At 61.8% G+C, this 12,882-nt stretch carries 13 protein-coding genes; 8 read left to right on the forward strand and 5 right to left on the reverse strand.

The window, feature by feature from the left end:
- The first annotated feature begins 141 nt into the window (after window positions 1-141).
- From ruvB to QEZ49_RS01195, 5 genes are all read left to right on the forward strand, one after another.
- Entirely contained in the window at window positions 142-1,206 is a 1,065-nt protein-coding gene (gene ruvB, locus QEZ49_RS01175; protein WP_173953437.1) for a Holliday junction branch migration DNA helicase RuvB, read from the forward strand.
- Between the two features lie 187 nt (window positions 1,207-1,393).
- On the forward strand, window positions 1,394-2,305 hold the full coding sequence (locus QEZ49_RS01180; RefSeq protein ID WP_280383422.1) for a metallophosphoesterase: 912 nt from the start codon (window positions 1,394-1,396) through the stop codon (window positions 2,303-2,305).
- 51 nt (window positions 2,306-2,356) lie between these two features.
- Entirely contained in the window at window positions 2,357-2,833 is a 477-nt protein-coding gene (locus tag QEZ49_RS01185; RefSeq protein WP_280383425.1) for a YbgC/FadM family acyl-CoA thioesterase, read from the forward strand.
- 163 nt (window positions 2,834-2,996) lie between these two features.
- Window positions 2,997-3,386, forward strand: a complete 390-nt coding sequence (locus QEZ49_RS01190) for an HU family DNA-binding protein (protein WP_280383427.1) — start codon at window positions 2,997-2,999, stop codon at window positions 3,384-3,386.
- 270 nt (window positions 3,387-3,656) lie between these two features.
- On the forward strand, window positions 3,657-3,947 hold the full coding sequence (locus QEZ49_RS01195) for a hypothetical protein (RefSeq protein WP_280383429.1): 291 nt from the start codon (window positions 3,657-3,659) through the stop codon (window positions 3,945-3,947).
- 136 nt (window positions 3,948-4,083) lie between these two features.
- Here the strand turns inward: QEZ49_RS01195 and QEZ49_RS01200 are convergent, their stop codons facing one another.
- Both QEZ49_RS01200 and QEZ49_RS01205 read right to left on the reverse strand, forming a co-directional pair.
- The gene (locus QEZ49_RS01200; RefSeq protein ID WP_280383431.1) at window positions 4,084-4,455 is read right to left on the reverse strand and encodes a hypothetical protein; all 372 of its coding nucleotides are present in this window, start codon (window positions 4,453-4,455) and stop codon (window positions 4,084-4,086) included.
- 842 nt (window positions 4,456-5,297) lie between these two features.
- Window positions 5,298-6,023, reverse strand: coding sequence for a hypothetical protein (locus tag QEZ49_RS01205; RefSeq protein WP_280383433.1), 726 nt, complete (start codon window positions 6,021-6,023; stop codon window positions 5,298-5,300).
- A 248-nt stretch (window positions 6,024-6,271) separates the two neighbouring features.
- Between QEZ49_RS01205 and QEZ49_RS01210 the strand changes: the two genes are divergently transcribed.
- A complete protein-coding gene (locus tag QEZ49_RS01210; RefSeq protein ID WP_280383434.1) occupies window positions 6,272-6,928 on the forward strand; it encodes a carbonic anhydrase in 657 nt (218 codons plus the stop codon).
- Between the two features lie 15 nt (window positions 6,929-6,943).
- Window positions 6,944-7,957, forward strand: a complete 1,014-nt coding sequence (locus QEZ49_RS01215) for an asparaginase (RefSeq protein ID WP_280383436.1) — start codon at window positions 6,944-6,946, stop codon at window positions 7,955-7,957.
- A gap of 36 nt (window positions 7,958-7,993) precedes the next feature.
- On the opposite strand, the gene QEZ49_RS01220 is transcribed toward QEZ49_RS01215, so the two are convergent.
- From QEZ49_RS01220 to meaB, 3 genes are all read right to left on the reverse strand, one after another.
- The gene (locus QEZ49_RS01220; protein ID WP_280383438.1) at window positions 7,994-9,355 is read right to left on the reverse strand and encodes a TIGR03808 family TAT-translocated repetitive protein; all 1,362 of its coding nucleotides are present in this window, start codon (window positions 9,353-9,355) and stop codon (window positions 7,994-7,996) included.
- Between the two features lie 64 nt (window positions 9,356-9,419).
- A complete protein-coding gene (locus QEZ49_RS01225) occupies window positions 9,420-10,124 on the reverse strand; it encodes a pyroglutamyl-peptidase I (RefSeq protein WP_280383440.1) in 705 nt (234 codons plus the stop codon).
- A gap of 30 nt (window positions 10,125-10,154) precedes the next feature.
- Window positions 10,155-11,156 carry a methylmalonyl Co-A mutase-associated GTPase MeaB gene (gene meaB, locus QEZ49_RS01230; protein ID WP_068461453.1) on the reverse strand — a complete coding sequence of 334 codons (1,002 nt, stop codon included), beginning with the start codon at window positions 11,154-11,156 and terminating at the stop codon, window positions 10,155-10,157.
- A gap of 183 nt (window positions 11,157-11,339) precedes the next feature.
- Between meaB and QEZ49_RS01235 the strand changes: the two genes are divergently transcribed.
- Entirely contained in the window at window positions 11,340-12,779 is a 1,440-nt protein-coding gene (locus tag QEZ49_RS01235; RefSeq protein ID WP_280383443.1) for an alpha/beta hydrolase, read from the forward strand.
- Window positions 12,780-12,882: the final 103 nt, after the last annotated feature.

Raw genomic sequence — 12,882 nt, forward strand, 5'->3', positions numbered from 1 at the left:
CCTCAACGGCGGCGGAGGCGGCGTTCGCCGCATGGGCACGCAGCCAGGTTTGTGTCACTCGTGTATCCCGCCGACGCGAGCACATCGCGGCTCACCGCCGCGACGCTTGACGGACTCCGCAAACCAGCGCAGGAACAAACCATGACCGAGCGGCTCGTTTCCAGCGCCAAGCGCGATACCGATTTGACCGAGGCGTCGTTGCGCCCGCAGGCCCTTGCTGAATTCATCGGGCAGGAGCAGGCACGCGCGAACCTCAGCGTCTTCATCCAGGCCGCGCGCAGTCGCGGTGAAGCGCTCGATCACGTGCTGTTTGCCGGCCCGCCGGGGCTGGGCAAGACAACACTGGCGCAGATCATGTCCAAAGAGCTGGGCGTGGGCTTCCGCGCCACGTCCGGTCCCGTAATTTCCAAGGCTGGCGATCTCGCCGCGCTACTCACTAATCTTGAGGATCGCGACGTCCTCTTCATCGACGAGATCCACCGTCTCAGCCCGGCGGTGGAGGAAATTCTCTATCCCGCGATGGAGGACTTCCAGCTCGATCTCATCATCGGCGAAGGTCCGGCCGCGCGCTCCGTCCGTATCGATCTGGCGAAGTTCACACTTGTCGCGGCCACGACGCGCCTCGGCCTGCTGACCACGCCGCTGCGCGATCGTTTCGGCATTCCGGTGCGGCTCAATTTTTACACCGTCGAAGAGCTGGAGCGCGTGGTGACGCGCGGTGCTGGTGTGCTTGGTGCGCCGATCAACCCTGAGGGTGCACATGAGATCGCCCGTCGTGCGCGAGGTACGCCGCGCATCGCGGGGCGGCTGCTGCGCCGTGTGCGTGATTTCGCAGCCGTTGCGGGGCGTGACATCATCGACGCCACACTGGCCGACAAGGCGCTCAACGCGCTTGAGGTCGATTCCGAAGGGCTGGATCCGCTGGATCGGCGCTATCTTTCCTGCATTGCGCGCACGCACGATGGTGGCCCGGTTGGCATTGATACTCTCGCGGCCGCGCTGTCCGAGCCGCGTGATGCGCTGGAAGAAATCGTCGAGCCCTATCTGCTGCAGCAGGGCTTCATCAGTCGCACGCCGCGCGGACGTATTGTCACGCTGAAAGCCTATAAGCATCTCGGCATGTCCGGGCCGCAGCGCGCCGCCGTGCCGGACGATGATCTGTTCGAAGGGCTGGACGAGGACGACACCGGCCGCGAACACGGTTAACCCCGGCCGGGCTTGCAGTTGCTGCACGGAATATCAACATTTGGCGCAGCATTTGCAGCGATAGCCCTGTTTAGGGGCGTCGCTTTCGCCTGATCCCGAACGCTAGAGTGCTTCCGGAAAAGTGGGAACCGGTTTTCCGACGAGAAGCACGACAAAACAAACATCTAGTCGCACAAAGAAAATCCGAGTGATCACCCGCAGACAATTCTTCATGGGGTTCGGTGTGGCCGGACTGGCTGGCGCTGGCACCGGCGGGTACGCGCTGGTTGAATCATTCGGCAGCAACGTCACGCGCTATCAGATGACGCCTCCGGGCTGGCCGCAGGATCTGCCGGTGCGGCTGCTTGTTCTCAGCGATCTGCACGCATGCGATCCATGGATGACCGCAGAACGCATCGCAGGGATGGTTGAGAAGGTGAACGCGTTGCAGCCCGATTGTGTGCTGCTGCTGGGCGACTATGTGGCGGGCCATTCGATCGGGCGTTTTTCCAAGCCGGTGCCGCATCGCGATTGGGCCAATGCCCTGGCGGGCCTCAAGGCGCCGATGGGTGTACACGCCGTGCTTGGCAATCACGACTGGTGGGAAGATTGGGATGTGGTTCGGCGCCGTCGCGGTCCGACCAAGGCCGGCCTCGCCCTGCAGGAAGCCGGCATCACCCTGCATGAAAACACTTGCGTGCGATTGGCCAAGAACGGACGCCACTTCTGGTTGGCCGGGCTCGGCGATCAGTGGGCGTTCCCAAGCCGACGCGATGGCCGTCGTTATTTCGAAGGCACCGATGACCTCGCTGGCACGCTGGGGCAGGTGAGCGACGATGCACCCATCATCATGATGGTGCACGAGCCTGACATTTTCGCGTCGATGCCCGCCCGCGTGTCGCTGACGCTCGCCGGCCATACCCACGGCGGACAGGTGCGACTGTTCGGCTATGCGCCGGTCGTTCCCTCGCGCTTTGGCCAGCGTTATGTCTACGGCCATATCGTCGAAGACAATCGGCATATGATCGTTTCCGGTGGCTTGGGCTGCAGCGCGGTTCCTGTCCGGCTTGGCGCACCGCCTGAAATCGTTCAGATCGATCTCGGCACGGCTCAGCTTTGAAAAGCGAGCAGTGTCGAAGAATTCAAATGTTCGCATCCTGGATTGCCTGCCATGACAGACACTGCCGCTCCGCGCACTTGGCCTGATCTCGGTGGGCGCCTGATCGAGATCGACGGTGCACAGGCCCATGTCTTGCCGGTGCGCGTGTACTTCGAAGACACCGACTTTTCGGGCCTCGTCTATCACGCAAGCTATGTGCGCTGGTGCGAGCGTGGACGATCGGATTTCCTGCGTCTTTTGGGTGGCGATCATCGCCGTCTCATTGATGGATCGGGCGGTACGGAGCCCGCAGCGTTCGTCGTTCGCCGCATGACGTTCGACTATCTGAAGCCAGCGCGCATCGACGATTTGCTTGAGGTTGTGACGCGTGTGAAAGCCGTTGGTGCGGCCAGTTTGACGCTGTCACAGAGCGTTCAACGCAACGGGGTGGTGCTGGTTGAAGCTGAAGTTACGGTCGTTTTGATTACTGTTTCCGGCAAGCCGTTGCGTATCTCGGGTGCGCTGCGCGAGGCCTTTAGCGGAGCCTGAAACATGCCCTTCAGGGCATGTTTTGCTACGCTTTCTGTGCACCGGTGTGCAAAAACCGCTTGATTTTGGCCCTTATCCCGCATATTCGCGCTCGGCCCACCGCACATTGTGCGTGCATCACGGTACTATGCCTGCGGCTGAACGATTCTCAAGGAACCAAGAGATGGCTGAAAAGAAACCCGCTGCGAAGAAGGTTGCTGCTAAGGCTCCTGCAAAGGCAGCCGCTAAGACCGCTGCTGCCAAGGCGGCGCCTGCTGCAAAGGCAGCTGCGAAGGTCAACACGATCACGCTGCGCCAGATTGGTGCCAGCCTGGCAGAGACGCACGAGCTGCCCAAGAAGCAGGCGACTGCAATGCTTGAAGAGCTTGTCGCTCTGGTCACCAAGCACCTCAAGAAGGGCGACAAGGTTCGCCTCGCCGGTCTCGGCGTTCTTCAGGTTCGCAAGCGTCCGGCACGCATGGGCCGCAACCCTGCGACCGGTGAATCGATCAAGATCAAGGCTTCCAAGAAGGTGGCATTCCGCGCCGCCAAGGAACTCAAAGAATCGATTTAAAGCCCAAAACTGGGGCTTTTCCTCAGCCTCACCGGGTTTCAGAACTGCGCGCCGATGCAACGCATCGGTGCGCAGTTTGCATTTTGGGAGCAGTTAGGCTGCCCCATTGCACGCCGCCATCGGTGCTGGCTTGAGGCAATAATCGCGCAGGCTCTGCCCATGTGCTTGCGCCATTCATCCGTTGCGCATCTGACTGGTTACCAAAGTGTTGCCATCACTGCGCCATAGAATGGGCGAATCAAAGATAGCCATCAGCACCTGAGAGGTGACATGTCCGAGAAGACCATGCTTGTCGTGCCTGGCAAGAAGCTCACCGTCCCGCGGGTGTTGAAACGCACGCTGCAGGTTTTGGCAGCGGTGGCGCTGACATCCTGTGTCGCGCTGGCAATTCTGATCGGTAACGGCCTGCTGGTTCCCAAAGGACGGCTGCTGCAGGGCTGGGACGCGTGGGTCGCGTTCATCAACCGCACGGACATCCTCGCCACGATGGTGCTGACGGCGTTGGTCACGCTGTGGTTCGTATACTGGCAGCGCGATCACGAGCGCGGCGATCGCAAGTAGTCGCCAGGCTCAAGGCGCTGGCTCATAAGCGCGGTTGCAGGAAGCAGTGCTCGGAGGCGTGGCCTCCGCAAAAGAAAATGGAGGACGCAGCGCTTGCCACGTCCCCCATTTTAATTACCGGACTGCGAAGTGCCGATTAATTGCAGCAGCAGCGCTTGCGGTAGTGCTTGACGGTGGAGACGGTGCGGTAGGAGCGAACGCGCTCGTAGGACACGCGCTTCACAACCGACACGGTCGGCTGCTGAACGGCAACGTTGCGATAGAACTTGCGGCAGCCGCAACGGTCGGTGAAGGCCTTCTTCACCCAGACGGTGCGGTAAGAACGGACGCGCTCATAGGTGACGCGCGGAACCAGCTTTTCAACCGGCTGACGATACTGAACGCGCTTGGCGACAGTGCAGCAGTCGCCGCCGCGATGGAACAGGCCAGCTTCGGCCGACGTCGTTGCTACCATGCTCGCACCAGCAAGCGTACCGGCTGCAACCAGAACTCCAAGAAGCCCACGCATTAGAAAAACTCCCAATTCACCCACAAATGATTTCGATTGTCCGACATTCGGTATTTCCGATCTGCGTCGAACGGCACGGGAAAAGGAATAACCCCGGTGTTTGTAAAAAACGGTTAGCCGCAAAAACAAAGCTAATCCATTTCCGGTTATGGTTAATGGAGTGCGGATTTGATAATTCGCTGCGTGCCAAAATGAGCTGAAAATCCCGTAGTAACTATTGGTTTGCTGGTTGAATATGCAGAAACAGATGCTTTTGATGCAAAACGCTATGCCGGCTAACGGATGGGTTATTTGTCTTGCCATTAAATAAATCTGGTAGCATGTGTAGGGGTTAAAAAGCGAAAAGAAATGACGTCCCATTTCGCCTCAGAAAATGCCGATATTTTATTTGTTGTGGCGCGCAATTGAAATTCAGGTCGCAAAGTTATGTCTGTAGTGCCTGCCGACGGGGATAACTGTTCAAAAAATTAGACGTCGCTGTCTGGCGAGGCGTTGCTCGCGGCCCGGTGATGGCGCGCGCGGCCTTGCAAATGCGGCAACGCGAGCAGAGTGCAGCAGGCAGGGCGCTACGAAAATGCGATCCGAATAGTCTTCCGAGCGCGCGGTGCCGTCGCCGTTGGAAATGGCCAGTTCGGTCTGCCCGATACGTGTCCGGCCCGCGAAGAGCGTATCTCGCAGATCGCAGTTTCACGGCTCTTCTGCAAAGGACAGCCGCGCATTTCCATCAGGAAGGATTATTCAGCCGCCAGCAATCAGCTTGAACGGCGCCGCCCCAGCTACAAGGGCGCTGCTAGCCAAGCTATTGGCGGCACGGGGAGGGAGCAGCCCAAGCCAGAAGGGGTTCAGCGGCAGAGCTCGCTGCGTTCGGCGTCTTTGCTAAGCACCTGGCCGATTGGATCGATGGCGCCGGTTTCAGCGACCTCCAGTGGCTCGGTGCAACGCCACGCCGAAAGCACCTTAGGCGGCGCCATTACGGCATCTTTCTTCACCGGCAGCGTGGGTATGGCTGCGGGCACCATTACAGAGGCGGTGATGGCGGCGGCTGTGCCCGGCCGTGTGGCTGGCGTCGGCCGCGGTGCGATCGGCGTCATCTCGGCCTTGGCCTTGGCGTAGCACTGATCCAGATAGGCGCAACGGCGCTTGGCGGATGGATGCGTATCGGTCTCCGGCGCGCCCTCGAAGCTGTCGCACACCTGCGCCAGCCCCTTGCGGTCCAGCCAGCCCTCGCGCACGCCCTGATTTACTGCATAGCAATCGGCATCGAGTTCGGAATCGCCAACCTGAATGTGCCCGCACTCGTGCTTGAACACGAACAGGCGCACCTGCGGTGGCTGCTTGTTGAGCATGAAAGGATTGAGGATCAGCACCGTTTCACCGGCGCCACCCTCGCTGGGCAGGTTCCGGTCAATCATGATATCGGCGTTGCCGCACGAAACCTTGCGCCCGGCCAGCGTGACGCTGCGGCCCACCCACTCCTCAGCCTGGGCTGAAACAGTGAAGGGCGCTGCGGCCTGGCCGACGGTGGCAAGGCAAAGCCAAGCCGCTGTGAGACGAAGTAGGTTACGCAACTTGCCATCTTCCCAGGTTGCTCGGCCCCCCGGCTTCCCTCGGTGCCGGAGAATAGGTGGCGGATTTAGCCCGAATTTGGACGGGCTATCGCGCTGCACCCGCGATGTTGGTGAAGAGTTTAGGCCGCAGGCTGCCAACAAATGATGGATGGAGCCCCGAAGGCCTTGAAAAAGCGCGTGGCATCCACAACCGGACGCGCTAACCATATTGCGCGATTAGTCCACCCGGCGGAGCAGGGAAACGACGGATGACGAGCCAAAAGGACGCCAGCGGCATCGATCTCGACATCAGGGATGCCATGGAGGGGCACGAGCGCTTCCGCCAGCAATTTGAACGCGACCGCTACTTTTATCAAAACCTTGCCAACCGTAAGCAGAAGCCCCGGTTGCTGTGGATCGGCTGCGCTGATAGCCGCGTCGTGCCTGCAACCATCACCAACTCCGATCCGGGCGAGTTGTTCGAGATCCGCAACATCGCCAATGTCGTCCCGCCGTCCGATGCCGCCGACGACACCATCGGCGCCGCCATCGAATATGGCGTCGGCCATCTTGGCATCGACGATATCGTCGTCTGCGGCCACACGGGGTGCGGCGGCGTCGCTGCGCTTCTTGAGGAAGTGGTGCCCGGCCGTGAGGCGCATCTGGGCCGTTGGTTGGAGTTTACACGTCCGGCGCACCAGCTTATCGAGGCGGCCCGCGTGCCGGCCGAGGAACGGCTGACCGCGACCATCAAGGCGCATGTGCAATTTCAGCTCGACAATCTGATGACGTACGACATCGTCCGAGAAGCCGTTGAGGCGGGCAAGTTGAACATCCACGGCTGGATTTATGACATGCAGGATGGCTCGCTTTCCGCCTACGATGCCGGTGCTGGCGGCTGGCGTGGTCTGCTGGACGAATTCTGAGGCATTATCTCCGGCATGACCGTTGATCCCGTTCTGATTGAAGTTACGCGTGGCCCGCTTGTCGAGAGCCGCCATCGCGGGGCCGTTGCGCTGGCGTCATCGTCCGGTGCGCTGGCACTGAGCCTTGGCGATGTGACGAGCCCGGTCTATCCGCGCTCAGCCGTCAAAGCTTTGCAGGCGCTGCCGCTGATCGAAACCGGCACGGCGGATCGCTTTGGTTTTGGTCCGGCGGAAATCGCCATCGCGTGCGGTTCGCATGTCGGGTCGGAGCGGCATACCCATCTTGCAGCCGCCATGCTGGAACGCGCCGGTCTCAATCCTGATGCGCTCGGCTGTGGCGCCCATGCGCCGCTCGGCGCCGCCGCTGCGCGCGAGTTGATCGCGGCAGGGCAGCAGCCGACGCAGCTGCACAACAACTGCTCCGGCAAACACGCGGGCATGTTGGCCACTGCGGTGCATATGGGCGAAGCGACCGCGTGCTATTGCAATGTCGATCATCCGGTGCAGCAGCGCGTTCACAGCGCGATGGCCGAGATTTCCGGATTGCCGCTGGGCGCTGATGTGCGCGGTACCGATGGCTGCTCGGTTCCCAACTGGGCCATGCCGCTTTCGGCCATGGCGCGCATGTTCGCCCGTCTCGGCAGCGGCGAAGGCATGGACGCTGATCGCCGGGCTGCGCTGTCGCGCATTCTGGATGCGTGTTGGCAATTTCCGGAAATGGTGGCGGGCAAAAACCGCGCCGACACCGTTGTCATGCGCGCGCTGCCGGGCAAGGTGTTCATGAAGACCGGCGCGGAAGGCGTTTATTGTGGCGCGTTTCCCGAGCTTGGGCTCGGCTTCGCACTGAAGATCGATGATGGCGCAAAGCGTGCTGCGTCCGGTGCCGCGATGGCGTTTGTGGAGCGGCTTTATCCGTCAGCGCGCGGACTGATGCCCGTTGGCGGCATCAAGACATGGCATGGCGTTGAAGTGGGTGAAGTTCGCTCGTCGGCATACTTCGAAGACGCGCTCGCTGGCTTGAAACTCTGACGGTCAATTGCGCGCCGACTCTATGCAGTGTCTCACTCACACCGCAACATTACCGCTGACGCTGATGCGCTTGTTGCCATCGCCGCCGCGCACGAGGTCCGCGCCAACCGGTTCGCCTTCGCCGTCCATCGCGCGAATTGCGCCCAGCTTAGCGCCGGAAATCATGTTGCTGGCGATGAGACACGCGCCCGCCGATGGATCAACCGAAACGAGAATGCCGACACGGCTGTCGCGCACCAGGTTCGATGTCGCCACCACCTCGCGCATGTAGGCGCCCCAGCCGATCACAATGCCTGCCGTCGGCGCGCGCTCGATGACGTTGCCCGTCATGGCGCAATCTGCTTCCGCCGTAATGCCGTGGCCGCGCTTGTCGACCGGTTCATGCTCGCGCCGGAACAGGTTGCGCACCACGTTGCCCTGGATCACCGCAAGCCGGCCGCCTTCGTTGAAGTTGGTGACGGTGATGCCGGTTGCAGCGTTGTCGACGAAGTTGTTGGCGATCAGCGCGCCTTCAAATCCAAATTCGGAATAGATCGCCACCTCGCCCAGCCGCGAACACGAATTGCCGATGATCTGGATGTTGTTGGAAGCATTGCCGCGCACGGCGCTGAAGGCGCAGTCGGTAATGCGATTGCCGCTCACCAGCACCGCCCCGGCGCGAAACGCATTGACGCCGTTGCCGTTCTGACCGGTGCCACCGCCATCGGCGCGGATGCGCACGATGCGATTACCGACAACGATGCTGCCGTCCTCGCCCGCTTCCGAGCGCCAGATTTGAATGCCGTTGTTGCCGCAGTCGGCGATGTCGTTGTGGCTGATCTCCAGCCCTGTAGCATCAAGGCTGCGCACGGCCGCCTGCATCGCGTTTTCGATCGTGCAATCGGTGACAGAGCCGCCGCAGGCAAATAGTGCGATGCCATTGCCGGGGCTGCGTGTGATGCGCAGGCGGTTGAGGCGCACTGCACTCGAGCGCGCAATTGCAATCAGGCCATCGGCATCGCCAAGCGCAGCGTAGGCGCCGTCGAACGCGATGCCTTCAATCGCGATGCTGTCGGCATCTTCGGCGGTGATGAACGGGCCAGCACCGGCATGCTCCAGCTTGGTAAGTCCATCGGCACCGATCAGCCGCGCGCCGGAGCGCAGCCGCAGACTGCCGATGCGGAAATGTCCGGGCGGCAGGTGCAGCGGTGCGCCGCGATCCGTCGCTGCATCAAGTGCTGCCTGCAACACCGGCGCCTGATCGATGCGGCTGCCGGAAACCAGCCCGATGTCGCCGGCTGAGCCGTAGCTGCGCGCTTCTGCGGTGCGGACCCCAACGGCCGCGATGCCCGCAACAGCCGTGGCCGTCGCACCGGCTGCCAGTCCAGCGGACAAAATATTGCGGCGGTCGATGGTCATGGTTCCTCAGGTCCTGCTTGCGGCGTGCGTGCCCCGTGAAAGCAAGACTGAGACCACCCGCGGGTTAACGGCGGGTTTTCCAGTCCGATGGGTTTCCCCGAATGCCCGATCTGGCCGACGAAGTCCTGCCCGCGCCCTCGATGGCTTCAAGACAGGTTGCGATCATTTCAAGCCCGCCCGCCAGCGCGCCGTTCCAGGTCAGATGCCCATCCTCGAACGGACCGCTGGCCTCGGACAGCCACTCCGGCATGTGAATGAACCCGACCATGAACGGCCGTTCCGCTAGCATCGCCGTTGTCAGCGACTGATAGAGAATGGCGTTGCAGAGATAGTCGCCCGCATCGTTTGAGGTGCAACACGGCACGTCGGCAACTTTCAATCGTGAAACGATATCATCGACAGGCAGCGTGGCGGGCATGGAGGCCGCGCCGCCAGCGATGATGCTCGATAGTGGGGGCAGGCTGCCAACGGCATCCGGACGGGGCGCGCACACGTTGCGACCTATCAGTTCGATGCGGAAACCTTTGCTGGCGCTGGCAACGCCGAAATGCAGCGCCAGCACCGGCGCGTTGCCATGCAGCAGGGCGCCGAGCCGCAGCGGGCCCCGTTCCCACGCCACGGGTAGAATTTCCGTCACGATGTCGTAATCGGCAAACAGCGCCCGTGCCGACTTCGCCAGCTTGGGCACAAAGTCCGCAGTCACGTTGTGCGCAACGCCGGGAAATGCGCCAAAGCCGGTCAGCAGGATGATGGGACGGCTCTGCGTCACTGTATTGCTCCCGCTGCGCCAAGTGCGCGATTACGCACTAAAACCGATCAGGCCCATGATCTCGTCAACCGCCAGTGTCGGCAACAGCCGGCCCTGCCGAACGTCGGCCTCGATGCTTTGCATGCGGGCGCTTACGCGAGGATTGGCATGCACGGTTTCCATGATGCGGTCGGACAGCATGTCGTGCATCCACGCCACGGCCTGCTTCTGGCGCCGCTCCTGCAATTCACCGGATTCGCCCAAGTCGCGGCGGTAATCCAGGATCTTGGCCCACAGCTTGTCGAGATCCTTGTTGTGCGCGCCGGATATGGTGATGACCGGCGGCGTCCAGTTCGGCGACGAGGGCGTCAGAATCTGCATCGCACCACGATATTCCGCGGCGGCGCGTTCAGCGCGCAGGATATTGTCGCCGTCGGCCTTGTTGATGGCGATCATGTCGGCGATTTCGATGATGCCCTTCTTGATGCCCTGCAGATCGTCGCCGCCACCTGCCAGCAGCAGCACCAGGAAGAAGTCGACCATATCGGCGACAGCAATTTCCGACTGGCCGACGCCTACAGTTTCCACGATCACGATGTCGAAGCCCGCAGCTTCACACAGGGCCATCGTTTCGCGCGTCTTGCGCGTAACGCCGCCCAGCGTGCACGAGCTGGGCGAGGGGCGAATAAACGCGAGCGGCTCCTGCGCAAGCTGGCTCATGCGCGTTTTGTCGCCGAGGATCGATCCGCCCGTCCGCTTCGAGGTCGGATCGACAGCCAGCACTGCAACGGTGTGGCCAGCTTTCACCAGATTGGTGCCCAGCATGTCGATGGTGGTGGATTTGCCGACACCGGGCACACCGGTGATGCCAAGACGAATCGATCCGCCCGTATGCGGCAGCAGTGCCTGCAGCAATTGCTGCGCCAACGCGGAATGGGCAGGCTTCGTGCTTTCCACCAGCGTGATCGCGCGTGCCAGCATGGCCCGGTCGCCCGCCAGCACGCCTTTGACGTAGGCGTCGATTGACGGTGTGGAAACGGTTGCGGGCTGCATAGAAAACTCCTTTAGCGCGGCATCTTCATAGGTGGCGCCGCGCCCCCTGTGTAGTTTGATCAATTCGCTGTCGGCAAGTCCGTCATGTGGCCGCCACATCCGCCAACGACAACTTGCTCCGCTTTGCGGCGCGCCATAATGTGCCGGCCGCAGCGAAATGGGGACAGCGAGGGGAGGGACGTAATGTCCGGCTTTACCGTGGCCGCGTCCATAGCCGCTCTGGCGCTGCTGACATATCTGTTTGTGCGCAATTCCACCAATCACACCTCAAAAATGCTGCGCGTTGTGGCGCGGGGCGGTGCGCTGGCGCTGGTTGGCGTCGCGATCGCCGGTGTGATGCTGTTTGCGCCCGCAGCGCTGAAAAGGGACACCAGCGCGCGCGTTTCGTCCACGCTGCAGGATCAGATCGCCCAGGCGCGCGAGCATGCCAGCCAGGACGCCCACTTGCGCAGCCGGATGGAGGCGCTGGAGGGCTGGGGCGCCGCCGTTACAGCGGAGGTTGAGGACGACGAGGCGCTGCCGCCGGAAAATGCCGACTGGCAGGTTGTGCCGGTGTTCTTCGGCACCGACCGCGAGACACAGCCGGACAACACCCGGTTGCAGTATTCGTCCGAGCGAGGCCGCCGTCTGGAACTTGGCCGGGCGCTGATATCGGTGCCCAAAAGCCATCAGGTGCCCAATATCGAGCGCCCGTGGGCGATCAAGCTGCCGTATTTCGACGTCACCATCTACGAGCAGACGGAAGATCCTGCGCAGCACTTCACCATCCAGAACATCGGCAAACTCACGCAGGAAGAGTTTCTGGCCCGCGTCCGTAATCGGCTCGCCCGCTCCGCCCGCTACAAGGACCATGCAATCGTTTTCGTGCATGGCTACAACACAGCGTTCGATAGCGCGCTCTACCGCACGGCCCAGCTTTCCTACGATCTGAAGTTCGATGGCGCGGCGTTTCTCTATAGCTGGCCGTCGGGTGGTGCTGTCGCCAGCTACACCTATGACCGTGAGAGCGCGCAGGCGTCCGAGCCCTATCTGCGCCAGTTTCTCGATATCGTCGTGCGCGAGACGGGCGCCAAATCGGTCAGCATCATCGCCCATTCCATGGGTAATCAGCCGCTTCTCAGCGTGCTGCGCGACATGCGCCAGACCGGACCTAACGAAGTCGCGATCAACGAAGTCATTCTGGCGGCCCCGGATGTCGATGCCGATGGTTTCGATAATGTCGCTAGGCGGATCGAAGGCATCGCCCGCGGCGTGACGCTTTATGTCGCATCCAACGACCGGGCGCTGATGGTGTCGCGCAATTTCTGGCGCAATCCGCGTGCTGGCGATGTGCCGCCCGGCGGGCCGCTGATCGTTTCCGGCGTCGAGACGATCGATATCACGCGCGCCTCGACGGACAGCCTCGCGCTCAACCACTCGGGCTATGCTGAAAATAACGATCTGCTGCAGGACATTGGCAAATTGATCCTCAGCGGCCTGCGCCCACCTGAGCAGCGCTTGCCGACACTCCTGCGTACAGCTTCACCGCGTGGCGACTACTGGCGCTATCTGCCATTGACGGCAGGCGCCCAGGTCGAAACCGGTGCCCATGTCGAAACCGGGGAGATCCCGACAACGCCGTAGCTGTACCCGCGTGGCTTGTCCGGTACCGCACCGATCATCAGCGGCCCTAAGTGGGCCACAGCTTGGTATTATGCCTTTTTCGAGATTGTCCGCTCCGCAAAGG

The organism is Hyphomicrobium sp. D-2 (assembly GCF_029872155.1).
Taxonomy (GTDB): domain Bacteria; phylum Pseudomonadota; class Alphaproteobacteria; order Rhizobiales; family Hyphomicrobiaceae; genus Hyphomicrobium_A.

Bases quoted from the DNA above. Each gene is read 5' to 3' on its own strand.
- ruvB (WP_173953437.1), top strand. From the start codon at position 142: ATGACCGAGCGGCTCGTTTCCAGCGCCAAGCGCGATACCGATTTGACC.
- QEZ49_RS01185 (WP_280383425.1), top strand. From the start codon at position 2,357: ATGACAGACACTGCCGCTCCGCGCACTTGGCCTGATCTCGGTGGGCGC.
- QEZ49_RS01190 (WP_280383427.1), top strand. From the start codon at position 2,997: ATGGCTGAAAAGAAACCCGCTGCGAAGAAGGTTGCTGCTAAGGCTCCT.
- QEZ49_RS01195 (WP_280383429.1), top strand. From the start codon at position 3,657: ATGTCCGAGAAGACCATGCTTGTCGTGCCTGGCAAGAAGCTCACCGTC.
- QEZ49_RS01200 (WP_280383431.1), bottom strand. From the start codon at position 4,455: ATGCGTGGGCTTCTTGGAGTTCTGGTTGCAGCCGGTACGCTTGCTGGT.
- QEZ49_RS01210 (WP_280383434.1), top strand. From the start codon at position 6,272: ATGACGAGCCAAAAGGACGCCAGCGGCATCGATCTCGACATCAGGGAT.
- QEZ49_RS01215 (WP_280383436.1), top strand. From the start codon at position 6,944: ATGACCGTTGATCCCGTTCTGATTGAAGTTACGCGTGGCCCGCTTGTC.
- QEZ49_RS01220 (WP_280383438.1), bottom strand. From the start codon at position 9,355: ATGACCATCGACCGCCGCAATATTTTGTCCGCTGGACTGGCAGCCGGT.
- meaB (WP_068461453.1), bottom strand. From the start codon at position 11,156: ATGCAGCCCGCAACCGTTTCCACACCGTCAATCGACGCCTACGTCAAA.
- QEZ49_RS01235 (WP_280383443.1), top strand. From the start codon at position 11,340: ATGTCCGGCTTTACCGTGGCCGCGTCCATAGCCGCTCTGGCGCTGCTG.